The 25,176-nt window shown below is 63.4% G+C and carries 24 protein-coding genes; 7 read left to right on the top strand and 17 right to left on the bottom strand.

Annotated features, from left to right (window positions below):
- Positions 1-110: 110 nt before the first annotated feature.
- Together EN808_RS06500 and EN808_RS06495 are read right to left on the bottom strand one after the other, a co-directional pair.
- Complete coding sequence (locus tag EN808_RS06500) at positions 111-1,760, bottom strand: ABC transporter substrate-binding protein (RefSeq protein ID WP_127278233.1); 1,650 nt, start codon at positions 1,758-1,760, stop codon at positions 111-113.
- Positions 1,761-1,805: 45 nt separating this feature from the next.
- Positions 1,806-3,356 (bottom strand): trimethylamine methyltransferase family protein, encoded by a 1,551-nt coding sequence (locus EN808_RS06495; RefSeq protein WP_127278232.1) that lies wholly within the window; start codon positions 3,354-3,356, stop codon positions 1,806-1,808.
- Between the two features lie 92 nt (positions 3,357-3,448).
- Here EN808_RS06495 and EN808_RS06490 point away from each other — a divergent pair, with 92 nt between their 5' ends.
- A complete protein-coding gene (locus EN808_RS06490) occupies positions 3,449-4,351 on the top strand; it encodes a LysR substrate-binding domain-containing protein (protein ID WP_127278231.1) in 903 nt (300 codons plus the stop codon).
- Between the two features lie 68 nt (positions 4,352-4,419).
- Complete coding sequence (gene mutL, locus EN808_RS06485) at positions 4,420-6,309, top strand: DNA mismatch repair endonuclease MutL (RefSeq protein ID WP_127278230.1); 1,890 nt, start codon at positions 4,420-4,422, stop codon at positions 6,307-6,309.
- A gap of 22 nt (positions 6,310-6,331) precedes the next feature.
- Here the strand turns inward: mutL and EN808_RS06480 are convergent, their stop codons facing one another.
- Together EN808_RS06480 and EN808_RS06475 are read right to left on the bottom strand one after the other, a co-directional pair.
- Positions 6,332-7,093 (bottom strand): hypothetical protein, encoded by a 762-nt coding sequence (locus EN808_RS06480; RefSeq protein ID WP_127869687.1) that lies wholly within the window; start codon positions 7,091-7,093, stop codon positions 6,332-6,334.
- Between the two features lie 134 nt (positions 7,094-7,227).
- Positions 7,228-8,121: a DMT family transporter gene (locus tag EN808_RS06475; RefSeq protein WP_127869688.1), complete on the bottom strand. Its 894-nt coding sequence runs from the start codon at positions 8,119-8,121 to the stop codon at positions 7,228-7,230.
- A gap of 91 nt (positions 8,122-8,212) precedes the next feature.
- Between EN808_RS06475 and EN808_RS06470 the strand changes: the two genes are divergently transcribed.
- Positions 8,213-9,139 carry a LysR substrate-binding domain-containing protein gene (locus EN808_RS06470; protein ID WP_127278227.1) on the top strand — a complete coding sequence of 309 codons (927 nt, stop codon included), beginning with the start codon at positions 8,213-8,215 and terminating at the stop codon, positions 9,137-9,139.
- Positions 9,140-9,251: 112 nt separating this feature from the next.
- Here the strand turns inward: EN808_RS06470 and EN808_RS06465 are convergent, their stop codons facing one another.
- Complete coding sequence (locus EN808_RS06465; protein ID WP_127278226.1) at positions 9,252-9,845, bottom strand: hypothetical protein; 594 nt, start codon at positions 9,843-9,845, stop codon at positions 9,252-9,254.
- Between the two features lie 114 nt (positions 9,846-9,959).
- On the opposite strand from EN808_RS06465, the gene EN808_RS06460 reads away from it, so the two are divergent.
- Positions 9,960-10,193, top strand: a complete 234-nt coding sequence (locus EN808_RS06460; protein WP_127278225.1) for a DUF2093 domain-containing protein — start codon at positions 9,960-9,962, stop codon at positions 10,191-10,193.
- Here the strand turns inward: EN808_RS06460 and lpxK are convergent.
- The 6 genes from lpxK to EN808_RS06430 form a co-directional block, all read right to left on the bottom strand.
- The gene (gene lpxK, locus EN808_RS06455) at positions 10,190-11,215 is read right to left on the bottom strand and encodes a tetraacyldisaccharide 4'-kinase (RefSeq protein WP_135915395.1); all 1,026 of its coding nucleotides are present in this window, start codon (positions 11,213-11,215) and stop codon (positions 10,190-10,192) included. The two genes, EN808_RS06460 and lpxK, sit on opposite strands and share 4 nt — an antisense overlap.
- Position 11,216: 1 nt before the next feature.
- The gene (waaA, locus tag EN808_RS06450; protein ID WP_127869690.1) at positions 11,217-12,533 is read right to left on the bottom strand and encodes a lipid IV(A) 3-deoxy-D-manno-octulosonic acid transferase; all 1,317 of its coding nucleotides are present in this window, start codon (positions 12,531-12,533) and stop codon (positions 11,217-11,219) included.
- On the bottom strand, positions 12,530-13,321 hold the full coding sequence (locus tag EN808_RS06445) for a lysophospholipid acyltransferase family protein (protein ID WP_127280825.1): 792 nt from the start codon (positions 13,319-13,321) through the stop codon (positions 12,530-12,532). Before EN808_RS06445 ends, waaA begins: the two co-directional genes overlap by 4 nt.
- A gap of 5 nt (positions 13,322-13,326) precedes the next feature.
- Positions 13,327-13,572: a DUF4170 domain-containing protein gene (locus tag EN808_RS06440; protein WP_015318348.1), complete on the bottom strand. Its 246-nt coding sequence runs from the start codon at positions 13,570-13,572 to the stop codon at positions 13,327-13,329.
- Positions 13,573-13,648: 76 nt separating this feature from the next.
- Positions 13,649-14,452 (bottom strand): 3'(2'),5'-bisphosphate nucleotidase CysQ, encoded by an 804-nt coding sequence (locus EN808_RS06435; RefSeq protein ID WP_135915394.1) that lies wholly within the window; start codon positions 14,450-14,452, stop codon positions 13,649-13,651.
- A complete protein-coding gene (locus EN808_RS06430; RefSeq protein ID WP_135915393.1) occupies positions 14,439-15,782 on the bottom strand; it encodes a TldD/PmbA family protein in 1,344 nt (447 codons plus the stop codon). The genes EN808_RS06435 and EN808_RS06430 overlap by 14 nt, the downstream gene beginning before the upstream one ends.
- Before the next feature lie 174 nt (positions 15,783-15,956).
- On the opposite strand from EN808_RS06430, the gene EN808_RS06425 reads away from it, so the two are divergent.
- Complete coding sequence (locus EN808_RS06425) at positions 15,957-16,373, top strand: VOC family protein (RefSeq protein ID WP_127276730.1); 417 nt, start codon at positions 15,957-15,959, stop codon at positions 16,371-16,373.
- Between the two features lie 26 nt (positions 16,374-16,399).
- On the opposite strand, the gene epmA is transcribed toward EN808_RS06425, so the two are convergent.
- The gene (gene epmA, locus EN808_RS06420) at positions 16,400-17,446 is read right to left on the bottom strand and encodes an EF-P lysine aminoacylase EpmA (RefSeq protein WP_135883604.1); all 1,047 of its coding nucleotides are present in this window, start codon (positions 17,444-17,446) and stop codon (positions 16,400-16,402) included.
- A 186-nt stretch (positions 17,447-17,632) separates the two neighbouring features.
- Here epmA and efp point away from each other — a divergent pair, with 186 nt between their 5' ends.
- Positions 17,633-18,202: an elongation factor P gene (gene efp, locus EN808_RS06415; protein ID WP_127276735.1), complete on the top strand. Its 570-nt coding sequence runs from the start codon at positions 17,633-17,635 to the stop codon at positions 18,200-18,202.
- 133 nt (positions 18,203-18,335) lie between these two features.
- Here efp and EN808_RS36755 read toward each other — a convergent pair whose 3' ends face one another.
- From EN808_RS36755 to EN808_RS06400, 3 genes are read right to left on the bottom strand one after another with little or no spacing between them, the layout of a single operon-like run.
- Positions 18,336-20,510 carry a CmcI family methyltransferase gene (locus EN808_RS36755; protein WP_210235449.1) on the bottom strand — a complete coding sequence of 725 codons (2,175 nt, stop codon included), beginning with the start codon at positions 20,508-20,510 and terminating at the stop codon, positions 18,336-18,338.
- The gene (locus EN808_RS06405; RefSeq protein WP_135915392.1) at positions 20,471-21,010 is read right to left on the bottom strand and encodes a glycosyltransferase family A protein; all 540 of its coding nucleotides are present in this window, start codon (positions 21,008-21,010) and stop codon (positions 20,471-20,473) included. Before EN808_RS06405 ends, EN808_RS36755 begins: the two co-directional genes overlap by 40 nt.
- A gap of 14 nt (positions 21,011-21,024) precedes the next feature.
- Positions 21,025-21,783: a TylF/MycF/NovP-related O-methyltransferase gene (locus EN808_RS06400; protein ID WP_135883602.1), complete on the bottom strand. Its 759-nt coding sequence runs from the start codon at positions 21,781-21,783 to the stop codon at positions 21,025-21,027.
- Between the two features lie 139 nt (positions 21,784-21,922).
- Here EN808_RS06400 and EN808_RS06395 point away from each other — a divergent pair, with 139 nt between their 5' ends.
- Positions 21,923-22,846 (top strand): class I SAM-dependent methyltransferase, encoded by a 924-nt coding sequence (locus EN808_RS06395; protein ID WP_135883601.1) that lies wholly within the window; start codon positions 21,923-21,925, stop codon positions 22,844-22,846.
- Positions 22,847-22,947: 101 nt separating this feature from the next.
- Here the strand turns inward: EN808_RS06395 and EN808_RS06390 are convergent, their stop codons facing one another.
- Positions 22,948-23,802, bottom strand: a complete 855-nt coding sequence (locus EN808_RS06390) for a patatin-like phospholipase family protein (protein WP_135915391.1) — start codon at positions 23,800-23,802, stop codon at positions 22,948-22,950.
- Entirely contained in the window at positions 23,799-25,175 is a 1,377-nt protein-coding gene (locus tag EN808_RS06385; RefSeq protein ID WP_135915611.1) for a pitrilysin family protein, read from the bottom strand. Before EN808_RS06385 ends, EN808_RS06390 begins: the two co-directional genes overlap by 4 nt.
- Position 25,176 lies beyond the last annotated feature (1 nt).

Here is a 25,176-nt window from a genome sequence, read left to right as displayed (position 1 = left end):
TCCTTCAAAGCCTTGGCGGCGGCACCCGGGCGCCAGCGCTCGCAACCCAAGTCGCTCTTTGCCGGAAAGCCGACACCTCGGGGGTGCCGGCTTTGCCACGATCCTTGAAGCTAGGCGTCCAGCCAGACGTTCTGGAGATCCATTTCGAAGGTCTGGTGGACACCGTAGTTCTTCACCTTCTTGTTCGTATGGCTGTAGAGCTTCTGCCAGAACGGCTGGATGATGACGCCGGAGTCCTGCAGGATCTGCTCGACATCCTTCATCACCTCCTTGCGCTTGGCGACATCGATCAGCGAGAGCGCCTGCTTGAGCTTGGCGTCGAAATCGGGATTGGAATAAGCCGATTCGTTCCACGCCTCGCCGGTGCGGTAGCCCAGCGCCAGCACCTGGACGCCCAGCGGGCGCATGTACCAGATGGTCATCGAATAGGGATATTTCGTCCAATCGTTCCAGAAGGTGGAGCCCGGCAGCACGGTGCGCTTGACCTTGATGCCGGCGTCACGCAACTGGCCGGCGATCGCATCGCCGGTGTTCTTCTGCCAGTCGTCCTCGATGGTAATCAGTTCATGCTCGAAGTCGGCCTGACCAGCGTCCGCCATCAGCTTCTTGGCGCCGGCGGCATCGCGCTCCTTCTTGGGGAGCGGATAATATTCAGGATGGATCGGGCTGACATGGTGGTTCTCGCCGACCGTGCCGCGCCCATTATAGCCGAGCTGCAGCACCGCATTGTTGTCGACTGCCATCTGCAGGGCATTGCGAACGCGCTGGTCGTCATAAGGCTTGTGCGTGATGTTGGTGCGGGCAACCAGCGTGGTGGCGGTCGCGACCTCCGATTTCTGCAGCCCCATCTTGTCGAGAATGTCGATGAAGTCGGCGGGCGACTCGAAGTTGAGGTCGATTTCACCGGAATCGAATGCATTGACCGTAGCGTTGAAGTCGGTGCCGTAATCGATGAATTCGATCCCGTCGAGCGGCGCCTCGCCTCCCCACCATTTGCCGTTCTCGCGGCGCTTGACCACCGCCTTCTGGCCGACGTCGTAAGACACCAGCTCAAACGCTCCCGTGCCGATCGGCTTCTTGATCGGATCGGCGCCATCGGCGTCGAAATTGCGGTGCACGACGAGTGCCGGATAATCGGTGAAATTGGGTATCAGCGAAATGTCGGGCTCGCTGAGCTTCAGCTTGACCGTGTTGTCATCGACCTTGGTGATGGCGCCATCCCTGGCCTTGCCGGTCTTGGCATCGATCAGCGCACCGACGCGCGCCGCCATCGAGTTGCCGGCGACGCCCTTCTCGCACCAACGCGTCACATTGTGCACCACGTCATCGGCGTTGAAGGCATCGCCATTGTTCCAGGTGACGCCCTTGCGCACATGCAGCGTGTACTCGGTGGCGTCGTCGTTAATGTCCCAGCTTTCGAGCAACACGGGCTCGAAGGTAAACTGCTTGGTATAGCGCACCAGCGGCTCCAGCCAGGTCCGCGAGATGTTGGCCAGTTCCACCCAGTCGTAAGTGCGCGGATCCTTCTGCGCCTTGACCGACATCGAGACGTGCAGCGTCCCGCCCTTTTTCGGCTCCTCGGCCAAAACCTGTGTCGGCGCGGCAAGGCCGATCATGCCATAGGCAAATGCCGTTGATGCCCCAAGCGCGCTGGCCAGCGCCAGGAATTCGCGCCTGTCGACACGGCCTGCTTGCGCCTCCGCGGCCATCGCTTCGATAGCCTGCGGCACACGATCGCCGTTGCTTTTGAAAATCGTCATGTCCATTCCTCCCTTGTTGTTCCCGTCGGGTCTTTGCCCGTTCCCTCAACTAACGCTGTCGGGCAATTTTTCCTCGCGCCGCGCGATCAGATCCTTGAGACCATCGGCGATGCCCTCATCGAGTTTCGGCTCCTCATAATCGGCGAGCATGTTGCGCGCTTTCTCGCGGCCGCGCGTGTCATGGTCCTTTGCTCCCTCGGCCTTCCACTGTTCGAACGAATTGAAGTCCATGATACTGGGCATGAAGAACGCGGACTCGAAATGGTCGAGCGTGTGCTGGGTGCCGAGGAAATGGCCCTGCGGCCCCACCTCACGGATTGCCGCCATGGCCTCCTTGAAATCGTCGAACGGCAGCCCGCCCGCATATTTGTACCAGCCGACAAGCTGTTCGCAGTCGGTGGCGAATTTTGAATAGCCGCAGGTGAGACCCGCTTCCAGCCATCCTGCCGAGTGCCAGATATAATTGGCGCCGGAGAGAATGGCGGCATGCATCAGCATGTTCGCTTCGTAACCCGCCTGGGCGTCGTTGAGCTTCGAGCCGACATGGAAGCCGGACGTGCGCCACGGCAGTTTGTATTTCCGCGCCAGCGCACCCATCAGATACATCATCTGGGCGGCCTCCGGCGTGCCGCCCATGGGAGCGCCGGTCTTCATGTCGACCGTGACCATGAACTGGCCGTAGATCTGGGGCGAGCCCGGACGGATGAGCTGGGTGAAGGCGACGCCGGCAAGCGCCTCGGCATTGACCTGCGCGACCGCGCCGACGGCGGACGCCGAGGTCGAGGCGCCACAGAGCGCGAAGGGCGCCAGGATCAGCGGCTGGTTGTGGCGCGCATACACCCTCATGGCGTCCAGCATGGTGGCGTCCCAGACCAGCGGCGAATTACAGTTGGTGATGGCCACCAGCACCGGATTGTCGCGGACGAACTCCTCGCCGAACACGATGCCGGCCATCGCCATGGTATCTTCCGCCCGCTCCTTGGAGGTCACGATGCCCATGAACGGCTTGTCGGAATATTTCAGCGCCGAATGGATGATGTGCAGGTGCCGCTTGGGCACGGCAATTTCCATCGGCTCGCAGATGATCGAGCTCGACGAGTGCAGCGCCGGGGCCATGTAGGCGAGCTTGTGGAAATTATTGAGGTCGGCGAGCGTGCCGTAGCGCCTGTTGTTGTCGAGGTCGCGCACATAAGGCGCGCCATACATCGGCACGAAGATCGAATTCTTGCCTCCGACGCGCACGGTGCGCTCGGGATTGCGCGCGTTCAGCGTGAACTCGGAGGGAACCTTGGCGACGAGTTCCATCAGCAGCGCGCGATCGATGCGGACCCGCGTTTCCCGGACGTCGGCGCCGGCCGCCTTCCATAAGGCAATGGCCTCGTCGTCGCGGAATTCGCAGCCGACCTCTTCCAGGATCGAAAGCGACTCCTCATGGATCAGTTCCACCGCCTCGTCCGGAACCATCTGATAGACGGGAATCTGCCGTACCAGGGTCGGAAAGGAGGCAATTGGTGCGCTGCGGAGCGCCTTGCGCCCGAGACGGCCGCCGCCACGGCGGTGGGTCTGTTCGGTCAATTCAGCGGCCGGTGCGTTCATGGAGCCTCCATCCCTTCGATCCTGATCAACTTAGCGAGGGGAAATATAGATGTGACGCTGGAAAATCCTGATCTCTTGTATAAGCTGTGCTTATGCGAAGCCTGCGCCATCTATTGCCCTCCGCCGGCAGCCTGATCGTCTTCGAGGCGGCAGGCCGGTTGTCGAGTTTCACTGCCGCCGGGCGCGAGCTCGGCATGACCCAGGCCGCCGTTTCCTATGCGGTGCGCGGGCTGGAAGAACAGCTCGGCGCCCAGCTCTTCCAGCGCCGCCATCGCCAGGTGCTCCTGACGGAGGCCGGCGAGCGCTTCCATGCCGATGTGTCGCTCGGCCTGTCGCATATCCGCAAATCCGCGGAGGACCTTCGCCTGCAGGCGACCGGCGGCCATGTGACTTTAGCTGCCTCGACCGCCTTCGGCTCGTTCTGGATGATGCCGCGCCTGCAGCAGTTCCGCGACGAACTGCCGGGCGTCGATCTGCGCATCCAGACCGCCGATCGCGACCTCGACATCATCGCCGAGGGGATTCCGCTCGGGGTGCGCGGCGGCGTGCCGCGCGACTGGCCGGATTATCATTCGCTGTCGCTCTCGGACGAAGAGATCTTTCCGGTCGCCGGCCCCAGCTATCTGGCGAAATTCGGCAGGCCCGAGACCGTGGAACAACTAGCGACACACCGCCTCATTCATCTGGAGGAGCCATATCGCGAGGCCCCGAACTGGGACGAATGGTTCCAGTCGGCCGGAGCCAGTCTCCGCAATGCCGAGCGTGGCTTGCGCATCAATGATTATGCGATTGTGATCCAGGCCGTCATGGAAGGGCAAGGCATCGCGCTCGGCTGGCGCCACCTTGTCGAGCGGCTGCTGTCGACGGGGCTGCTTGTGCCGGTCACCGACCACGTTATGAAGACAGGCACGGCATTCTACGTCATCTGGCCGAAGAACCGCGAGCTCAGCGACAATGCGCGCAAGGTAAGGGATTGGCTGCTGGCGCAGGCGTGAAGTCGTTTCACCGTTTCGGCCGCAGTTCGCCCTCGCCCGCACGACACGAATCCGCCTATACTATCGTCATGCCCATCCGCCAGCTTTCCGAAACGATGATCAACCAGATCGCCGCCGGCGAAGTCATCGAGCGTCCGGCGAGCGTGGTCAAGGAACTGGTCGAGAACGCGCTCGATGCCGGTGCAAGCAAGGTAGAGGTCGTCACAGCGGGCGGCGGGCTGAACCTGATCCGAGTCACCGATGACGGCTTCGGCATTCCCGAACAGGAACTGGCGCTGGCCATCGCGCGCCATTGCACCTCCAAGCTCGCCGAGGATATCCATGACATCCGTTCGCTCGGCTTTCGCGGCGAAGCATTGCCGTCGATCGGCTCGGTGTCGCGACTGTCGATCCGCTCGCGCACCGCTTCGGGCGACAGCGCCGCCGAGATCGGCATCGACGGCGGCCGCGTCCTGCCGGTCAAGCCGGCGGCCGCCAATCGAGGCACCACGGTCGAGGTGCGCGACCTGTTCTTCGCCACGCCGGCGCGGCTGAAATTCATGAAAGGCGAACGCGCCGAGAGCTCGGCCATCAGCGACATCGTCAAGCGCATCGCCATCGCCTTCCCCACGGTGCGTTTCACGCTGGCCGGATCCGACCGCACGACGCTGGACCTGCCGGCGGCCGAGGACAGCGCGGACGGCAGCCTGCGTCGTGTCGCGCAGGTGATGGGCGCCGACTTTCCCGACAATTCCATTGCCATCGACGCGATGCGCGAAGGCGTGCATCTGACCGGCCATGTGTCGATCCCGTCCTTCACCCGCGCCAACGCGCTGCAGCAATATGCCTATGTCAATGGCAGGCCGGTGCGCGACAAGCTGATCGCCGGCGCCATTCGCGGCGCATTCGCCGATGTCCTGCCGCGCGACCGCCACGCCGTGACCGTGCTGTTTCTTTCGCTCGACCCGGCCATCGTCGACGTCAATGTCCATCCGGCCAAGGCCGATGTCCGCTTCCGTGATCCGGGTCTCGTGCGCGGGCTGATCGTCGGCGCAATCCGGCAGGCGTTGGCCGAGGCCGGCATCCGCTCCGCCACCACGGGTGCAGCCGGCATGATGGCTGCGTTCCGTCCGGGCGCCGCATCTTATGATCACGGTGGCCCGACAAATGGCCATCGCAGCTACGAAGCGGCTTTCCATGCGTCCGGCCCCACGGGCTTCGACCCTTCGCGCTCGCCGCAGCGGCCGCTCGACATGCAATTCGCAGGCGCAGGCTTTGAACGCGGCAACGCAAGAACCGGCGGCTTCGGCGAGAGCGACCAGGCGGCATTCGATGCCGGCCCGCTCGCCAGCGCCGATGCGCGTGCGGGGCAGAATGAGGCAACCGAGACGCTGCTCGGCGCGGTGCTGGGTGCGGCACGCGCCCAGGTGCACGAGAACTACATCGTCGCCCAGACCAGGGATTCACTCGTCATCGTCGACCAGCACGCGGCGCATGAACGGCTGGTTTACGAGGCGCTGAAGAACGCCCTCCACTCGCGGCCGGTGCCCTCGCAGATGCTGCTTCTGCCCGAGATCATCGACCTGCCGGAAGAGGACGCCGAGCGCCTCGCCATGCATTCCGAAACACTCGCCCGCTTCGGCCTCGGCATCGAGCGTTTCGGCCCGGGCGCGGTTGCCGTTCGCGAGACGCCGTCGATGCTGGGCGAAACCAATGTCGGTCAACTGGTGCGCGACCTCGCCGACGAAATCGCCGACAACGATACGGTCGAGACACTCAAGGAACGGCTGGACACGATCGCGGCCACCATGGCCTGCCACGGCTCGGTGCGCTCCGGCCGGCTGCTCAAGGCCGAGGAGATGAACGCGCTGCTGCGCCAGATGGAGGCGACGCCCGGCTCGGGCACCTGCAACCACGGCCGGCCGACCTATATCGAACTCAAGCTGGCGGACATCGAGCGGCTGTTCGGGCGGCGGTGAACCGGTTTCAACGGCCCAGTCCTCACTTGCTCTGCTGATATTTCCTTGTTCGTGAATTGAAGACGTAATCGACCGCGGTTCCGGCGCCGCCGCCTCGAAAATTCACGGAAATAATGTCCTTGCCTCGCTCCACCCATTTCTCGACGTTCATGTAGATGGTCGTCATCAGCATGCCGGCACTGCAAGCGTCGTCATCGGCGAAGGCAATTTCCTGGACAACCTTGCGGCTGCTCTTTTTGATGACCTGCATTTTTTCCATGCAAAGGCCGGCGCTGGTATTCGTGTAAACTCCCGAGAACCTGTCGGTGGCTGTCTGCGCCCAGAACGGAATCTCGACGGTGCCGTCGATCTTTCCCTCGCCGGTGTCATCCAGGCTCGCAATTTTCTTGAGGGTGACGGGATATCTATCCGTGCCCTTGCTCCAGCTTCCTGTCGCAACGCCTTCATTGAGGTCAAGGGAGAACGGGCACCTCGTGGTGTCGACAGGGGGTCTCGGTCCCTGCACCATTATCCGATAAAGCTCCTTATCGTCTGTAATCTCGCACAGTACGAACCTGGTACCGCTGACGATGCCATACAGCGCAATCGGGATTTGCTTCGCGTCGTAGAAGTAGCTTCCATCGACCCTTGGCGCGCTGCCCAAGCTGTCATATGTCTGTATGGAGAAATGGATAGGAGACGACCCGAGGAAACCCTCGTAGTTTTCCACGTGATACCAACCCGCAACGGCTTTTGCGTTGAGCAGCAACAAGCAAACGACCGTTGAGATAAAACGTCTTCCCATCCCAACCTCGCTGCGCTCCGCGATGACAATCCGCCAAGACCACGTGACGGTTGCCTTGCGTTGGGGCGGCCGTCAACTGGCGATGAAATCCGCGGTTCTTGATACGAGTCAGGGAAAGACCGCAACCTTTTGATTTAGCGTTTCAAATTCACCACGATAACGCCGCCGAGCGCCAGCGCGCCGCCGAGGATGCCGAGCAGCGTCGGCACTTCGCCCAGCCAGAAGAAGCCGATCAGCGCCGACATCGGCGAGACCAGGTACAAGAAGTTCGAAGCACGCGCCGCGGGCAGGCGCGACAGCGCGGTCGCCCAGGCCGCATAGGCGATCAGGCTTGGCACGATGCCGAGATAGATGACGGCGCCGAGGCCGGCGGTGTTGGCGACGGCGGCTTGCTGGAGAGCGGCGGGCAGGAAGGGCGCCAGGCAGAGCGCGCCGAGCACCATGTTGGACGCCGCGATGGTCAGCGGATGATGGTGGGCAAACAGCGGCTTCTGGACGATAGTGTTGACGGCCGAGCAGAGTGCCGAGCCGAGCACCAGCAGCGCGCCGGCATTGAAATGCAGGCCATGCCCGTCGGCGATGGCAATGATGCCGATGCCGGCGAAGGAAATGACCGTACCGATCCAGGCTATGCCAGAGAAACGCTCGCCAAGCAGCGCCATCGCCATGATGGCGGTGAAGATAGGGCTGACATTGATGATGAAGCCGGCGGCTCCAGCCGAGACGGTCAGTTCGCCGAAATTGAGCATCGCGGTGTAGAGCGCGACGAAGATGGCGCCGCCGAAGGCGAGGCGCCACAAATCACCGATCCGGGGCAGTGCCGGGCGCTTGACGGCAAGGTAGATCGCCGCCGGCACGGCGGCGATAGCAAAGCGCAGGGCGCCAAGCTCCAGCGGCTGGAAGGTGGCGAGTCCGGCACGGATCGCCGGGAAGGCGGAAGCCCAGCCGATCACCGTCAGCGCCACGGCGATGGCGGCCGTGGTGTCCATCCGCTGTGTCGAATTCAACGTGCCTGTCGTCGTGCTCATCTCTGTGCCCTCGGAATCTTCGAGTTTCGAGAGCAGAAAACGCCTTTCCGGGTCGATTGACAAACGACCAAATCGAGGGTCACCTGTGAGCATGGATCACAGCTCGAACACTATGCTGCCGCTGGAGACATTGCGCGCCTTCGACGCCGCGGCGCGCACGGGAAGCTTTTCGGCCGCCGCCGAAAAGCTCAACCTTACCCATGGCGCCGTCAGCCGGCAGATCGCCAAGCTCGAGGACTGGCTTGGTCTGAAGGTGTTCGAACGTGGCGCGCGCGGCGTGACGCTGACCAACGAAGGCAATCGCCTGCATCTCAGGACCACCGAAGCTTTCGCCCTGATCTCGGTCGATTCGGACCGCTGGGTGGAGCCGCGTGGCACCGCGGTGGTGCGTCTGGCCTCCATTCCATCGGTGAGCGGCCTATGGCTGATGCCGCGCATGGCAACGCTGGAAAACGACCCTACCCGCCTGCGCATCGTGCTCGACGTCGACAACCGTCAGGCCGATCTCGCCGACGAAGGCATCGATCTTTCGGTCCGCTGCGGTCGCGGCCGCATCCCGGGCCGCGTCTCGGTGCAACTGTTCGAGGAACATCTCTTCCCGATCGCCTCGCCAGACCTTGCACGGGAGATCGGCGGTGGTGACCCGGCCCGGCTGCTCAAATTCCCGCTGATCAACGATTCCGACGCGTCGGGCTGGCGTGCCTGGTTCGCCGCGCAGGACGTGGACTACCGGCCGCGCCCGCAGGACCGCCGCTTTGAGGACTACAATCTGGTACTCGATGCAGCAGCCCATGGCCTCGGCATCGCGCTGGCCCGGCCGCCGCTCACCGAGCACCAGATAGAATCGGGGCGCCTCGTCGCCGTCGACGATCGCACCACGCTCAATCCGGTTTCCTACTGGCTGGATCGTCCGGTCGGCCGGCCGCGCGCGGCCGCCGCCGATCTCGCCAGGCGCATTGCCGAACAGGCCGGGCTTGCTTCGGCAAGGCTGGAAGCTTTCCTGCAGGATGACGATTAGGCTCGAAGGCATCCGGCCATCGCCGGCCCGCTTTCAGGACATATGTACTTCAGTGCAATTCCCCAGGGGAAAATGCGTGGCGGCTCCCTGTCGGAAATCGCGTGAACCCTGCCTAACGGAACAGCAAGAGCACGATCATGGTGGTCACGGCCGAGACGATGGCCGTCACGATCGATATGGTCCACAGCGACAACGGAGCTGGCTCGGATCGTGGCGCATGGCCAGCCGGACGGATGGAGGCGCCGCGCGGTTGCGGCGCGTTGGCATTGGCCGCGACCAGGACCGCCGCGGAAGCGACGGCCGGCGAAAATGTGGACAGGGCCGGCGCCAGTTTGGGTGTGCTGTCGGTGGCCGTTGTCTGCGACGGCGCGAAGCCGCGCGAAGCCTGATCGGTATCCGCCCCTGCCCCACCCGCCGAGGCTCGGGCCGGTGCATGGTGGACGGCGTCAGGTTCCATGACGGCCCGGTAAGCATCCTCGATCTCGGAGGACGACAGGCGTTGCGAGGTTTGAGCGGCCGGTCGCGGCAGCGAACTCTGCAGCACCTGGGTGGCGAACTGCGCCGATTGCACCATAGCGGGCGCCGGCGGCTGGACGAGCTCCTTGACCAGCGCCGCGGTCGCCGGATCGGCCTTGGGCGAAGGAACCGGCTGGGGCGTGAGCGCTTCTTTCAGCAAAGACGGCACGCTTGCATTGGCGATGTCCATGGCGCTTCCTGACAACCATTGTGCCATAGGGCAATATTACATGAGCATTGCGCCAAGCTTGACCTTGCCGACGATTTATGGCGATTGAATCCCGATGAACTCAAGTGCCATTGCATGATGAACCGTTTCGAAGGCCCCGGCGGCAAGGAAGCCCGCATCCGCTACCTCGATGGCGATTTCCAGGTCACCAGCCCCGGCTCGTTCGTGCGCTGCGCGGTGACGGGCGAAAACATCCCATTGGACGAGCTGAAATATTGGAGCGTCGCCAGGCAGGAGCCTTATGTGAACGCCACTGCCTCGCTGCGCCGCGAAATCGAGATGCACCCGGAGTTGCGCAAACGGGGTTAGCCTTTCAGCTTGCGCTGCCGCCAGGCATCGAGCGTCTCCTCGATGATGCGTTCGGGCACGTGATCAAGCTCGAACACGGTGTCGATTTCCAGTACGTCGAGACGGTCGAGAAAATCCCGCGGGGCGCCGTGGCGCAACCGGGCGGCGTCCTTGGCGGTGGTGATCAGCCCTAGGCCTTCGGCCCGCGCCGTCGCGGCCAGTTCGGCGAGCTCGTCCTCCGCGTAGAAGTGATGATCCGGAAAGGGCCTGGACAGGATCACTTCGCCGCCGGCCTCGCGCACCGTGTCGAAGAACTTTTCGGGATGACCGATACCGGCAAAGGCCAGAAACCGCTTTCCAGCAAGCCCGGCCTTGCTGCTCGGCTCGGTGTGGGCCTCGAAGATCGGCCGGCCGGCACGCGCCGCCCGGCGGACCACGGCATCGGCAGCGGTGCCCTCGCCCATCTTGAGCAGCCCGCTGGTGAAGACCAGCTGGTCGACGATCTTGGCCCTGAGAGGACCGCCCGGGATGACGCGGCCATTGCCGATCCCGTAACGGGCATCGACGACGACCAGCGCATAATCGATATGGATGCGCGCGCTCTGGAAGCCGTCGTCCATGATCAGGAAATCGCAGCCGTGTTTTTCCAGCAGCAGCCGGGCGCCGGCGGCACGATTGGGCGTCACCGCCACCGGAGCATGTTCGGCCAGCAGCAGCGGTTCGTCGCCGACATGCTTGGCACTATCGTGGTTGGCATCGACGACGTGCGGTTCGGCGAAGGAACCGCCATGGCCGCGCGACAGGAAACCGGGCTTCAGCTGCATGCGCCTGGCCTGTTGGGCGAGCGCGATCGCCACCGGCGTCTTGCCGGTGCCGCCAACGGTGAAATTGCCAACGCACAAAACCGGCGCGTCGATCTTCTCTCGCCGGGCCCTGCGCATGCCGCGGCCAGCGGCCAGCGCGTAGACAGCCGACAGCGGGGACAGCGCCAGGACCTTCCAGTCCGGCTCTTCCCACCAGAATGGCGGTGCCTCGGTGGCCACGCTAACGCCCGTTCGCGCCTTTCAGGCGCGCCTTGACCACCAGCGGCTGGATATAGGGTTCGAGCGATTTGAGCGTACGTGCCAGTGCGCCGCGCATCTCGTCGACGGTGGCAATCCCCGCCGCCATCATCTCGTGGCGCGCCACTTCGTTGGTCAGGAGGAAATTGACGGCGCCAGCCAGCATGTCGCGGTCGCGCACCAGCTTGGCGCCGCCGCTGTCGAGCAGGCGCTGATAGGCCTCGCGAAAATTCTGCACGTTGCGCCCGGCCAAAACGGCGGTGTCGAGCATGGCCGGCTCGAGCGGATTCTGGCCGCCTTCGGAGGTCAGCGAGCGGCCGACGAAAGCGATTTCGGTCAAGCGGAGGTACAAGCCCATTTCGCCGATCGTATCGCCAAGCAGGATATCCGTGTCGGGTCCGATACGGTCGCCCTTGCTGCGCCGCGCGACCTTCAGCCCCATGCCGGAAATCTGCGCGGCAAGGGCTTCGGCCCGATCGGGGTGACGCGGAACGACGATCGTCAAAAGGCCGTGGTGACGCTTGTGCAGCGTCGCGTGGACTTCCGCCGCGACCACTTCCTCGCCATCATGGGTCGAGATCGCCGCCCAGGTCGGCCGATCGCCGATCTGCCGCTGCAAAATGCCGAGCGCGCGATCGTCGACCGGAGGCGGGTTGGTGTCGACCTTGAGGTTGCCCGACACCGTGACCGGCCGGGCGCCGAGCGCGCGAAACCGCTCGCCGTCGACGTCGGACTGGGCAACGACATGGGCCAGATTCTCGAACAGCGCCTCGGCGATGTTGGCCCGCTTCTTCCACGACGTGAACGAGCGATCGGAGAGCCTGCCATTGACCAGCACCTGCGGCACGTGGCGAGCACCGAGTTCGAGGATGGTCATCGGCCAGATCTCGGATTCGGCGATGATCGCCAGATCCGGTTTCCAGTGATCGAGGAAGCGGCTGACCGCCGGCTTCAGATCGAGCGGCACATATTGGTGGATGATGCGGTCGCCGAGCCGCTCGTCGACGACCTGGGCGGAGGTTACCGTGCCGGTCGTCAGCACGATGTTGACGCCGTAGTCGAGGATGCTTTCGACCAGCGGCACGACGGCCAAGGTCTCGCCGACGCTCGCGGCATGGATCCAGATCACCGGCCCCTCGGGGCGCGGCCGGCCGGCGACGCCGTAGCGCTCGCGGCGGCGGTTGCGGTCTTCCTTGCCGCGCGAAGTGCGCCAGGCGACATAGGGTCCGACCAGCGGATAGGCGGCCGCGCCGGCAAATCGATATGCCGACAGCATGGTGCGGGCCCAGCGGCCGCTCATCGAGGACCGTCCACGAGACGGTAGGCCTCGGCGGTCGCGGCGTTGAGGGCGGCCGTCACTTCCAGGCGCTTGCGTTCCATTTCGGCGTCGTCGGCATCCGCCGCCACGAAGATCGGCGCGCCGATGGTCACGGCGGAGCGGCCGAAGGGCAGGTTGATGGTGGTCTTGTCCCAGCTCTTTTCCAGCACCTTGCGGCGGCTGGTGGCGATCGCGACGGGCAGGAGCGGCCGGCCGGAGAGGCGAGCCAGGAGAACGATACCGAGCCCTGCATCGCGCGGGGTACCGTGGGGAATGTCTGCGATCATGGCGACGTTCTTGCCTGCGGTGAGCGACTTTTTGAGGGCGATGAGCGCCTTGGCCCCGCCCTTGTCCAGATGCCTGGCATTGTCACGTCCACCCGAACCGCGCACCGCCTCGATGCCGAACTTCTCAAGCATCAGCGCGTTGAGCTCGGCATCGGCGCTGCGCGACACCATGGCGACCAACGGCTTGCGCTTGGGGTAATAAGCCGGTGTCAAAAGATGCTGGCCATGCCACAGAGCAATGATCCCCGGCTCGAACTCGGCGTAGGCGCCACCCGAAAAGCGCGCCGATCCGGCGACCAGGGGGCTGGTCAGGCGAACCAGCCGCACGAACTGCGCGAGCAGGCTGGCAATGGCGTTCTTGACGAATCGGGACTGCGCGAGCGGCTCGCGAATGCGGCGCCAGAAGGCTTTGGTCGTGCGGCTGCCGCCCCTGCCCGTGGGCGCGGCCTCGCTGGCTGGCTGTTTCGCCAGATCATGCTCCATCGAGGTCAACCGGCGGCCTTGCTATCAGGATCCAGCAGGCGGTGCAGATGAACGACGAAATAACGCATATGAGCATTGTCCACGCTGGCTTGCGCCTTGGCTTTCCACGCAGTGTGCGCGGATTGATAGTCGGGATAGACGCCGACGATGTCGAGCGCGTCGAGATCCCTGAACTCGGTACCGCCAAGCTTCTTGAGTTCGCCGCCGAACACCAGATGCAAAAGCTGTTTCTTTCCGTCTTCCGCGGCCATGTCGGTCCTTCACATATCGTGAGTTTGTGACAGGTCTAGACCAAAGCCGCCGACTTTGGAACCTTCGAAAACGCTTTCAGGCATCCAGCCCGGCGATGACATCGACAAGCACCGCCAGCAGGTCCCCGCTGCCGGCTGCGAGCGCGCCGTGGCGGATCACCTCGCCGGCGTAGAGCGGCGCCCGGCCATTCGGATCCAGCAGCTGGCCGCCCGCCTCGCGCAGAATGAGATCGGCGGCTGCGATGTCCCAGTCATGCGCGTTCGGCTTGACGAACGTTGCGTCGAGCGTCCCGTTGGCGATCATCGCCAGGCGGTAGGCGAGCGAGGGGATGTAGGGTGCCCGCTGCAGCCGCTTCTGCCAGCCGGCAGGCACCAGGTCGATCAACTGCTTCAATCCTGAAATTTCAGCCTTGTCCCCAGCCTTGCGCACCGCGATGCGCCTGTCGTTGCGGAAGGCACCCTGGCCGGGCAGCGCCGAGTAGGTCTCATCCATCGCCGGACATTCGAGCACGCCGGCGAGCGTGCGGCCGTGCTCGACGACGGCAACGCTGACGCACCATGTCCGCTGGCCTTCGAGGAAGCCGCGCGTACCGTCGATCGGGTCGACAACGAAGGTGCGGCGCGCCGAAAGCCGTGCGGGGTCGTCGGCCGTCTCTTCCGACAGCCAGCCATAGTCCGGCCGTGCCGCAAGCAGCGTCTGGCGCAGATACGCATCGGCGGCATGATCGGCTTCGCTGACCGGCGAGGTGCCGCCCTTCATCCAGACCTGCGGATTGTTGCCGAAGTAGCGCATGGCAATAAGACCCGCCTCGCGGGCGGCGTCACGCAGCAGCGGCAGGTCCTGATCGGCACCGGCAGTGGTCAGGTCATGCTCCGGCAAGGGTCATGCCTTCTATCAGGAGCGTCGGGGCCGCGGTGCCGAAATTGCGGTCGAGGTCATTGGCCGGCACCATGTTGAGGAACATCGTCTTCAGGTTCGAGGCGATGGTGACTTCGGCGACCGGATAGGCGAGCGCGCCATTTTCGATCCAGAAGCCCGAGGCGCCGCGACTGTATTCGCCGGTGAGCATGTCCACGCCTTGGCCGAACACTTCGGTGACGTAGAAGCCGGTCTTGAGCGAGCCGATCAAATCCTCCGGCGAGCGCTCGCCCGCCTCGATGGCAAGGTTCGTCGACGACGGCGAGACGGAGGAGCCGCCGCGCGCGCCGCGACCGTTGGTGACAAGGCCGAGCTCCCGCGCCGCCGACGTCGACAGGAACCAGTGGTTGAGGACACCCTTTTCAATCATCAGGAGCCTCTCGCCCTCGACGCCTTCGCCATCGAATGGACGCGAGGCCTGGCCACGGCGCCGCAACGGCTCGTCGGTGACGGTGATGGCGGCAGCGGCCACCTGCTTGCCCATCATGTCGCGCAGGAACGAGATTTTTCGCGCAACGGAAGCACCGTTGATGGCGCCGGCGATATGGCCGGCAATGCCGCGCGCGACGCGCGGGTCGAACACCACGTCGACCGGTCCGGTCGCCGCCTTGCGCGCGCCAAGACGACGCACGGCCCGTTCGCCGGCCATGCGGCCGATATCCTCGGGCGCGTCGAGATCGGCAAAATGCTGGCGCGAGGAGAATTCATAGTCGCGCTCCATGCCGGTGCCCTCGCCGGCAATGACGCTGGCCGAGCGCGAAAAGCGCGAGGCGACATACTGGCCGACAAAACCGTGCGAGGTGGCCAGAACCATCCCGCCCAGCCCGGCGCTTGCATTGCTGCCGGACGAATTGGTCACGCCCTTGACGGCGAGAGCCGCCGCTTCGGCCGCAAGGGCCGCTTCCTTCAACTGGTCGGCCGACACTTCGGTCGCGTCGAACAGGTCCAGGTCGCGCGTCTGCCTGGCGAGCAGCGCAGGGTCGGCAAGACCCTGGTAGGGATCCTCGGGAGACACCTTGGCCATGGCAACGGCACGCTCGGCAAGCGCCTTCGGATCGGACGCGGCGGTGGCCGATACGCTGGCCACACGCTGGCCGACGAAGACCCGCAGCGAAACATCGTCGCCCTCGGATGCTTCGGTGTTTTCGACCTTGCCAAGCCGCACCGAAACACCGGTCGAGCGGCCACGCACCGCGACGGCGTCCGCGGCATCGGCGCCAGCGCGTTTGGCGGCCTCGACCAGGGCCGCGACGCGGTCCGTCAATTTCGCGGCGTCGAGCTTGTCGGTCATGCACTTGATCCTGTTTCTTCAGCCTGTCCGGAAGGCAGGTGCTGCCGCACCATCTATTGTTCCAATGCCGCTTGTGCAATGGCAGAAGGGCAATCAGGATGTCGCGACCAAATCGCCATCGAAGCGCCCGCCAGGAGCGGACGCCGCAGCTTTTGCCTATCTGGAGCCTTCGCCATGACGCCTTTCCATCTTGCCTTTCCGGTTCGTGATCTCGATGAAACCCGAACTTTCTATGGCGAGGTGCTGGGCTGCGCGATCGGCCGCTCGTCGGCGACCTGGGTCGATTTCGACCTTTATGGCCACCAGATGTCGGCGCATCTGCGGCCGCAGGCCGCGCAAGCCGCCAGTGACGGCAAGGTCGACGGCATTTTGGTGCCGATTCCGCATTTCGGCGCCGTGCTCTTAATGGATGACTGGCAGCGCCTGGCGACGCGGCTGGAAGCGCGCGACGACATAGACTGGCTGGAGCGGCCAATGGTCCGTTTCCAGGGCGAGCCCGGCGAACAGGCGACGCTGTTCATTCGTGACCCATCAGGCAACGCCCTGGAATTCAAGGGTTTTCGCTCACTGGAGCAGGTTTTCGCGCATTGAAAAGAGAGCCTGGTAGCGGCTCTCGTTCAAGATGCCGCGACGGGTGTCCAGATAACGTCCTCGATCTTCTGCGCGCCGGTCGCCAGCATCGCCAGGCGGTCGAAGCCGAGCGCGATGCCGCTGGCCTGCGGCATGATGGCAAGGGCAGCCAGGAAATCCTCGTCCAGCGGGTAGCGCTCGCCATAGATGCGCTCCTTCTCGTCCATCTCGATGATAAAGCGCCGGCGCTGCTCGGCCGCGTCGGTCAACTCGCCAAAGCCGTTGGCGAGCTCGACACCGCAGCAATAGAGTTCGAACCGTTCGGCGACGCGTGGATCCCCGGGGCTCGGACGGGCGAGCGCCGCCTCGGCGACCGGATATTCGCACAGGATGGTCGCCCGCCCCTGCCCGAGGAACGGCTCGATCTTTTCCACCATCACGCGGCTGAACAAATCCGCCCAGGTGTCGTCGGGCGCTGTGCGCAGGCCGGCTTGGACCAGCGCGGCATGAAGCGCGTCCCGGTCCGTGCCGCCGTCGACGGCGACCGTGGCCAGCAGATCGATGCCGGCATGGTGGCTGAAGGCGTCCGCCACGGTCAGCCGCTCCGGTTTGGCGAACGGATCGCAATCGCGGCCACGGAAGGAAAAGCGCGTGGCCCCTGCCCGTGTCGCGGCCAGCGCCAGCAGATCGGCGCAGTCGCGCATCAGGCTTTCGTAGGTTTCGCCCACCCGGTACCATTCGAGCATGGTGAATTCGGGATGGTGCAAAGGACCGCGCTCGCGGTTGCGGTAGACCGGACCTAGGCTGAAAATGCGCTGCTCCCCCGCGGCAAGCAGTTTCTTGCAGGCGAATTCCGGCGAGGTGTGGAGATAAAGCGGCGAGCGGACGCCATCCGGCCCTACCGCTTCCGTGGCGAAAGCCGCCAGATGTGCCTCGTTACCGGGCGAGACCTGCAGCGCCGCCGTCTCCACCTCGATGAAGTCGTTACCGGCGAACCAGTCGCGCAAGGCCGCCGTCAGCTTGTTGCGCAGCATAAGGCGCGGGCGGCGATCGGCGTGGACATGCGGCGTCCACCAGGGCGACGCGGCGGTCATGAGCGGATTGAAGGCATGGCGGTGCGCCCCATGTCAGTTCGCCCCCCATGCCAGTTCGCCCCATGCCAGTTCGCCCCATGCCAGTTCGCATTGGGGGGCTGGCGGTTCGCGCCAAGATGCGCTAGGCCCCCATCCAGCGCCGCACAAGCCGGCAAACGCCAGTCAACTCTTGCAGGATTTAAAACCGTGGTGAAAGTCATCGCCAGTTCGCTCCGCAAAGGCAATGTCGTCGACAAGGACGGCAAGCTTTATGTGATCCTCTTTGCCGAAAACATTCACCCAGGCAAGGGCACGCCCGTGACCCAGCTCGACATGCGGCGCATCGGCGACGGGGTGAAGGTGTCGGAGCGCTACCGCACCACCGAGCAGGTGGAGCGTGCCTATGTCGAGGAGCGCGAGCACACCTTCCTCTACGCCGACGGCGAAGGCTATCACTTCATGAACCCGGAAACCTACGACCAGGTGGCGGTGACGGAAGCCGTGGTCGGCGACGCAGCCCCCTATCTGCAGGAAGGCATGCCGGTGCAGGTGTCGCAGTTCAACGGCATCGCGATAGCCCTGGTGCTGCCGCAGCGCGCCACCTTCGAAGTGGTCGACACCGAGCCGACGACCAAGGGCCAGACGGCGTCGTCCTCCTACAAGCCGGCCGTGCTTTCCAACGGCGTGCGCACCACCGTGCCGCCGCACATCGCGCCTGGCACCCGCGTGGTGGTGATGACCGCCGACGGGTCCTATGTGGAGCGGGCGAAGGACTGAGGGAGTTTGATCGGACCGGAGTGCCCTGCCCTGCTCAGACCCGGCCGTTCAATCATTCACGGAAACCGCTTCATCTGTTCTTCGATGCAATTTCGGACGAAAAGCCGTTGCTGACTCACAGTCAGGCGCGACCCTACGCCTTGCCGGTCGTCAGGGACTGTCGTTTGGCTTGCGGCCGTTTTTCAAACACGACGATGCTGTCATAGATGGAGATTGAATTCGTTGAATTGGTGAACGCATTCGCTGGCATCTCGCCGCGCACGTGGTGGGCATTGATCTCGTCGAGCTTTCCCTTGACGAATTCCATAAACGAACCTGGCCTGCGAAGCCCGCCGCCATAGTCTTCCCAATAGCTCGTATGCGTGTCTTCGACCAAATACACTCCGTTCGGCTGCACGTGCTGGTAGAGGTGCTCGAACGTCGCGATAACGTGGTCCATGATATGGCTGCCATCATCGATGACGATATCGATGGAGCCATATTTCTCGACGACGCGATCGAGTAGATCGGGATCGTCCTGACTGCCGATGAAAATTTCAATCTGCTCCGACTCGTGTGTCTTGCAGGCAGGGTCGATGTCGACTCCAACAATCCGCGCCCCTTCGCCGAAATAAGCTTGCCACATCTCGAGCGAGCCTCCTTTGTAGACGCCGATTTCAACAACGACCGGCTGTCTATTCCTGAACCTCTCGAAGTGACGTTCGTACACGTCAAAATAGTGCATCCATTTGTACATTTCCTTGCCGCTGTTATTCAAAAAGTACTGATGTAAGAATCCACCCATTGTGACCTCCTCGACCTCGCGATTTAATGCCGCCACCTGTTTTGATCGTGGTTTCCTGCTCTTTTTTCCGGCTAAGTTGGTCTTGAGCCGCGCGATTACCGGCTCCCATTCATTTGCAACCAAGCAAAGCGCACCCGCTGGATTTGCCTCGATCTCGGGAGAATCCATGTTTGCAAAATGTTTGCCCGCTTCGATGATCCATGAACGATCGTATCTGCCGCCCCCAAAGCCGGCCACCACGGTGAGGCCGGTCCCCGGCGTGGCGATGGTGAAGACGTCAAGTTCGGAGCGAAAAGCCCTTAGGGCCGAAACCAATTTCCAGACATCACCACGGTGGAATTGGGTGACTGGTGGAACCTGTTGCGGCGCTTCATCCAACGCAGCCGCACCATGCAGGAGCAACACCGAGCCACGGTCGCAGTGGCGTTCGAGGTTCGCAAAGTCGCGCAACCCCTGGTCGAAACTGTGCAAGCCGTCGATGAGCCCGATGGCGACCGGGCGGCCAGCCAGCAACGCATCCGCTCCGCCGCGCTCGAAGAAGGCATCACTGGTTTCCGGAACGATATGTGTTTCCGCACTGAGGGTTGCCGTAATGCGCGGATTGGGATCGATTCTGATTGCGAGCGTCGGAGCCTTGATACTGGAAAGCGACATGCCGTTACAGATGCCTATCTCCATCACGATGTCGGGTTTCAGCTCCGCGTAAAGACGCTCCAGCCAGTCATGATAGGAAGGCCCCTCCATCCGCATGCCGGCAGGTCCGGTATGGGCGCCTATGGCATTGGAGTTGAGGTCCAACGCCCTGCGGTACTGAACCTCAGCCTTCTCGTTCTCGCCAATGGCAAGGTACGCATCACCGATGGCGGTAAAATAGGCCGCGTCTCGAACCGGGTCATGCCGGGCAAGAATGCCGGCGAACGAAAGAAGGCGCGACGCTCCAAGCTCGACAGGCGAGGTGGCGCTTGCCATGCGAAGGATGTCCGCTGCCGCTCGGTAATTCCCGAGCTGAAATTGTCCTTTGGCCAAACCGACCAGCGTTGCTGCTGTGTGGTCCGTCGGCACGTCTTCTTCCAACGGCATTAATTGCGCCCTGAAGCCTGCGGCAACGGCAGGCGCGGCCCGGAATGGGGTCGCAATTGTAGCGCGCGCAAGGTGCGGCAGAATCGATTGGGGCAGCGAGCCCACGAATGCCGAAGGAACATGAAGGGTAAGGTCTCCCGGTCCCCGCAGGGCATCCCTTTCGGCCTTCCAGGCGGTCCAGTTCTTGCGCTGTTGTTCAATGGTTGCGTTGGTGGACACCCCGCCATGCAATTGGTGAAATGTGGCCTCTCCGAGGGTGAGGATCAGCTTAGCGTGCGGCAACCCCATCGCACGCTCGAGCGTGTCGAGGTTGACAAGGCCGCCGCCCGGATGGCCGAAGCGCTCGTCCATGCCGTCGATCGCCTGCCAGTTGTCCCGACTCATGAAGAGAGCATTGGCTTCGGCTATTGGCGAGAACCATGGATCGACCGACGATTCATCCATGGTCCCGATCTCGAACAACCGATACCCATCTTCTGGCCATCGAACTGCAGGAGCAAATCCTCAATGGCTTTTGTATAGCCATTCCCGGCGGCGTTCGCCTGGACGTCGCTTCCAAGATACCAGCCAGGCGCGGCCACGACCGCCGTCGGCGCCATCCCAAGGCCTATGCGAGCGAAATGTACCAAACCCGGCGTCACCATCCGCGCGCCGTCGATCATCACGCCGATCTTGTCTCCCCTCGCCTCCATAATTCCACGATTGACGGCTGCCGCGGGCGAGGGTGACGCGTCATCCATGCGCAGCAGGCGAAAGTTCGGCCCATATTCCGCGATAAGGCTTTCGCTGACCGCAGATGGTGATCCGTTGTCGACGACGATGACCTCGTAGTCGTCGGCCGTCACGCCTTGCTGATAGGGCAATGCGAGTGAAAGCAGCGTTCGGGGTAGTTCTCGGGGAATGTTGTAGGCAACAACAACGACTGACACGAGGTCCTGCTTCATCGCGCCTCCGTGGCTCAGGTGTCGGCAACTGACTTTTGCCACCAACCGCCTGTCCAGTCTATCTCGTGCATCTGCGCGGTGATGTGGTTGCGTGCGCGGTACTCCTCGACCGCTTGCCGGCAGGTCGGAAGTGCCAGGTCATCGATGATCGCGAAACCGCCTGGCGACAGCCTTGGATAGAGCGCTTCAAGGCTGTCCATCGTCGACTCGTATAGATCACCGTCCAGCCGGATCAAGGCGAAGGGACCGGCTTCCAGACCCGGCAGCGTGTTGCCGAACAGACCTTTGACGAAGACCACCTGGTCATCCAGCAGGTCATAGGCGGCAAAATTCGCTTCAACCTGTCCCTGGTCGATCGCCAGTTGGCGGAACTCATGCAACCTGTCGCCCCGGTCGGCGGGAAAATTCTCAGGATCGGGCGGCGGCAGACCATCGAACGAGTCGGCGACATAGACCTTCCTGTCCGTGATCCCGTTGGCGGCCAGCACGCCGCGCATCAGGATGCAGCAGCCGCCGCGCCAGACCCCGGCCTCGATGAAATCACCAAGGACGTTCTCATCGATGGCGCGCTGGACGAGGTCACGTAGATTGGTCAGCCGCTTGATGCCCGCCATCGAATGGGCAACCGTCGGCCAATCGCGGCCGTTGAGCCGATCCTCGCGATTGAACGGTGTCGACTGGCCAACCTTCGAGGGATCCATGACCTGCGAACCGGAGCCATAAATTGTATTGGCAATGATCTTGATCAGCAGATCTGTATAAAGGCGGTTCATCGTCGACCTTTCGAGGTGTTTCGAGATATGCTGTTGCGGACTTCGAGCGAAAGTGCAACGGAGCTATAATCATTTTGCGACGGTCCAGCCAATAGCACCGAGCAAGCGAGCCGCAACCCAGTGCCAGGGAGCCACCTCAATGCCAACCGCCGATCAAGCGATGGGCATGATCGAAACGCTCGACATTGCCGTTTTCCAGATCAAGACCGAGAGCACCCTCAGTGACCGCAAGAGCTTCCTGCGGGTGCAGAACTTCGCCCGGTCGGTGCTTGGCCAGTATGTCTACCTCGAGATCGGCTCTCACCTCGGGGGAAGCCTGGTGCCGCACCTGATGGATCCAGCCTGCAGGGCGGTGATATCGGTCGACCCGCGACCCAAGGCGCAGCCTGACGAACGCGCCCAGATTTTTCACTATCCTGAAAACTCGGCGGCTCGAATGATCTCCGTGCTGTCGGACTATGTCCCCTCCGCAGCGATGGCCAAGCTTACCACAATTGACAGCGACGTTTCCGATGTGCGCGCCGACGCGGTTGACTCCAAGGCCACGCTTGCGCTGATAGACGGCGAGCACACGACCAGGGCCTGTTTTTCGGACTTTGTCGGCGTTTTGCCACTTATGAAGCCGGACTGCATCGTTTCCTTCCACGACGCTAACCTGATCGCGGACGCGATTGTCAATGCGGAACGCTTTCTCGATCATCTCGGCATCGCGCACGAAACAGTAATCCTTCCCGACACAGTCGCCGTCATCGGCCTCGGCCGTCTGGCATCTGCGGTCCGAGATCGGCTTCAACCTCACGCATTGGACCGGGAGACCTACCTGGATCGATCGCAACGGCAGCTGTGGTCTCACATTGCCAAGGTGCACTCTCCAACAATCCATGCCGAAATAGAGCGGCTGAATTCTGACAACTCAAAGCTGATCGAAGAGACTGAATGCATGCGAAAGGCAAGCCAGGACGCGCAGAGCCACTTGGCCGCCATAATATCCAGCACGACCTGGCGCGCATCCGCTCCCATACGTGCAGTGGTCGATCGCATTAAACGTCGCTTCGCGCGTTGAGCACCGAGCCGGAAAAGCCTGCGCATGTTCATAAATGAGCGCCCCGCACTGCCTTGAGCGGCCGCTTGTGCTCGAGCCCGACTGGCGCATTCCCAGAAGTATCACCCAGCCGCGCGCTTCCCCTTCCCGCGCCGCGCCTCCACCACCTTCTCCACCTCCCGCTTCAGCCGATCCTTGATGTCCGCCGTCTCGTTCATCAAGGCGTCGATCTTCAGGAAATCGAGCACCCGGTATTTGGACACCGCCGGGCGGACCAGTATGTCGGGCTGGCACTGTTTCAGCTTGTTGGCGATGATCGACTGCATCATCAGCTGCGTGGCGCCGAACATCAGGTCGACTGAGGTCGGCTGTTTGCGGTCGGCCTCTTCCGGCGCGCCGACCACGTCGACGCCGATGATGATGTCGGCATCCTTCTCGATCAGGTCGAACGGCACGGGGTTGTAGATGCCGCCGTCGATCAGCAGCCTGCCGTCGCGCGTCACCGGGCGGAAGACGGCGGGAATGGCGGCCGAAGCGGCAAGGGCCGAGTGCAGGTCGCCGTCGTCGAAGACAGCGAGCTTGTGGCCGAAATAGTCCGTCGCCGTCACCTTCAGCGGGATTTTCAATTCGGCGAAGGTTTCAGGAATGGCCTCGGGCAGGAATGCCTTGAGGATGCGCTCGACATTGAACTGGCTGACGCGGATGCCGTTTTGCATGGCCTCGGCGATCGTGCCCGGCCGCGCCCGCCACATGCGGCTCGCCACCTCGGCGCGGCGGCCAAGGATCGAGCGGGCATAGTCGTGGATATCCTTGCCGGTCATGCCGGAGGCCATGCCGGCGCCCATGATGGCGCCGATCGACGAGCCGGCTATCGCCACCGGCTTGATGCCAAGCTCGTCCAGCGCCTCGATGACATGGATATGCGCCAGGCCGCGCGCGCCGCCGCCGCCGAAAGCTATGCCAAAGGTGGGGCTCATCCCTTGCCTGCTCCCGCCAGTGGAGGCCCGACCACCATGATGGTCGGCTCCGCCGTCAGTAGCTTCTTCGCCGCCGCCTTGACCTGATCCAGCGTCACCGCGTTGATGTAACCGCTGCGGCGCTGCATGTAGTCGATGCCGAGATCGTCGAGTTGCAGTTCGACCAGCGTCGCGGCGATGGAACTCGACGAATCCAGATTGTTGATGGCATAGGCGCCGATCAGATATTTCTTGGTCGCCGCCAGTTCGGCCTCGGTCGGGCCGTCCTCGGCCAGCCGCTTGACGACGTCGCGCACGATGCCGAGCGTCTCGGCGGCGCGGTCGGAACGCGTTCCGGTGGTGACGATCAGTGCGTCGGCGTGGTCCTGGTTTACCAGCGAGGAATTGACGCTGTAGGCCAGCCCGCGCTTTTCGCGCACCTCTTGGAACAGGCGCGAGGTGAAGGTGCCGCCGCCAAGGATTTCGTTCATCAGCGCGGCCGGGAAGAAATCCGGCGACGTGCGCTTCACGCCGGGCCACGCGAGCTGCAGCGAAGTCTGCGGCAGGTCGTAATTGACCTCGATATGCTGCGCCAGCCTGGGCTCGATATCGCCGACAGGGGCGAGCGCCTGGTTCGGCGGCAGATCGCCGAACACCATGTCCAGCTTCTTCTTCAGCGTCTCGGCGTCGATGGCGCCGACCACGGCGACATGCAGGCCGCCGCGCGCGAATACCGCCTTGTGCAGGGCCTTGAGATCGGCCTGAGTGATGGCGGCGACGCTCTGCCTGGTGCCCTGATCGGAGCGCGAATAGGGGTGGTCGCCATAGACGGCGCGCGCCCATCGGTTCTGCGCCACCGTGTCTGGGTCGTTCTCGTTGGCGATGATGCCGGACAGGACCTGGGCGCGGATGCGGTCGATCGGCGCCTGGTCGAAGCGCGGCTCGTTGACCGCCAGCCGCAACAGGTCGAAGGCTTCGTCGCGCTGTTCGGCCAGCATGCGCATGGAGCCGTAGATGCCATCGCGGGTCTCGTCGAAGCTCATCTCGGCGCCGGCATCGTCGAGCCTGATTTGGAAAGCTTCCGAATCGAGAGTGCCGGCGCCTTCGTCGAACAGACCGGTCATCAGATTGGCCAGCCCTTCCTTGCCCGGCGGATCCTGAGTCGAGCCGCCGCCGAAGACGAGGCGGATGGCGACAACCGGCACGGAATAGTCCTCGACCAGCCAGGCCGTGACGCCCTTCGGCGAGGTGACGGACTGGATCTCCATGGCGCGGGCGGCAAGCGCCGGCAGGACCAGGAAGAGGATGGAGAGAAAGAGGGTCGCGAGGGCGTGCAGGGCCTTCCCGTCTCCCCTTGCGGGAGAAGGAAAAGCGCGGAGATGCTCGTTCATCATC

This window comes from Mesorhizobium sp. M8A.F.Ca.ET.165.01.1.1 (genome assembly GCF_004792065.1).
Lineage (GTDB): Bacteria > Pseudomonadota > Alphaproteobacteria > Rhizobiales > Rhizobiaceae > Mesorhizobium.
The sequence above is the reverse complement of the archived record's forward strand: the minus strand, read 5'-3'. Positions and strand labels throughout refer to the sequence as shown.

What these genes read in the sequence shown, in the direction of transcription:
- EN808_RS06500 (WP_127278233.1), bottom strand. Translation starts at nt 1,760, where the DNA reads ATGACGATTTTCAAAAGCAACGGCGATCGTGTGCCGCAGGCTATCGAA.
- EN808_RS06495 (WP_127278232.1), bottom strand. Translation starts at nt 3,356, where the DNA reads ATGAACGCACCGGCCGCTGAATTGACCGAACAGACCCACCGCCGTGGC.
- EN808_RS06490 (WP_127278231.1), top strand. Translation starts at nt 3,449, where the DNA reads ATGCGAAGCCTGCGCCATCTATTGCCCTCCGCCGGCAGCCTGATCGTC.
- mutL (WP_127278230.1), top strand. Translation starts at nt 4,420, where the DNA reads ATGCCCATCCGCCAGCTTTCCGAAACGATGATCAACCAGATCGCCGCC.
- EN808_RS06480 (WP_127869687.1), bottom strand. Translation starts at nt 7,093, where the DNA reads ATGGGAAGACGTTTTATCTCAACGGTCGTTTGCTTGTTGCTGCTCAAC.
- EN808_RS06475 (WP_127869688.1), bottom strand. Translation starts at nt 8,121, where the DNA reads ATGAGCACGACGACAGGCACGTTGAATTCGACACAGCGGATGGACACC.
- EN808_RS06470 (WP_127278227.1), top strand. Translation starts at nt 8,213, where the DNA reads ATGGATCACAGCTCGAACACTATGCTGCCGCTGGAGACATTGCGCGCC.
- EN808_RS06465 (WP_127278226.1), bottom strand. Translation starts at nt 9,845, where the DNA reads ATGGACATCGCCAATGCAAGCGTGCCGTCTTTGCTGAAAGAAGCGCTC.
- EN808_RS06460 (WP_127278225.1), top strand. Translation starts at nt 9,960, where the DNA reads ATGATGAACCGTTTCGAAGGCCCCGGCGGCAAGGAAGCCCGCATCCGC.
- waaA (WP_127869690.1), bottom strand. Translation starts at nt 12,533, where the DNA reads ATGAGCGGCCGCTGGGCCCGCACCATGCTGTCGGCATATCGATTTGCC.
- EN808_RS06445 (WP_127280825.1), bottom strand. Translation starts at nt 13,321, where the DNA reads ATGGAGCATGATCTGGCGAAACAGCCAGCCAGCGAGGCCGCGCCCACG.
- EN808_RS06440 (WP_015318348.1), bottom strand. Translation starts at nt 13,572, where the DNA reads ATGGCCGCGGAAGACGGAAAGAAACAGCTTTTGCATCTGGTGTTCGGC.
- EN808_RS06430 (WP_135915393.1), bottom strand. Translation starts at nt 15,782, where the DNA reads ATGACCGACAAGCTCGACGCCGCGAAATTGACGGACCGCGTCGCGGCC.
- EN808_RS06425 (WP_127276730.1), top strand. Translation starts at nt 15,957, where the DNA reads ATGACGCCTTTCCATCTTGCCTTTCCGGTTCGTGATCTCGATGAAACC.
- epmA (WP_135883604.1), bottom strand. Translation starts at nt 17,446, where the DNA reads ATGACCGCCGCGTCGCCCTGGTGGACGCCGCATGTCCACGCCGATCGC.
- EN808_RS36755 (WP_210235449.1), bottom strand. Translation starts at nt 20,510, where the DNA reads ATGGATGAATCGTCGGTCGATCCATGGTTCTCGCCAATAGCCGAAGCC.
- EN808_RS06405 (WP_135915392.1), bottom strand. Translation starts at nt 21,010, where the DNA reads ATGAAGCAGGACCTCGTGTCAGTCGTTGTTGTTGCCTACAACATTCCC.
- EN808_RS06400 (WP_135883602.1), bottom strand. Translation starts at nt 21,783, where the DNA reads ATGAACCGCCTTTATACAGATCTGCTGATCAAGATCATTGCCAATACA.
- EN808_RS06395 (WP_135883601.1), top strand. Translation starts at nt 21,923, where the DNA reads ATGCCAACCGCCGATCAAGCGATGGGCATGATCGAAACGCTCGACATT.
- EN808_RS06390 (WP_135915391.1), bottom strand. Translation starts at nt 23,802, where the DNA reads ATGAGCCCCACCTTTGGCATAGCTTTCGGCGGCGGCGGCGCGCGCGGC.
- EN808_RS06385 (WP_135915611.1), bottom strand. Translation starts at nt 25,175, where the DNA reads ATGATGAACGAGCATCTCCGCGCTTTTCCTTCTCCCGCAAGGGGAGAC.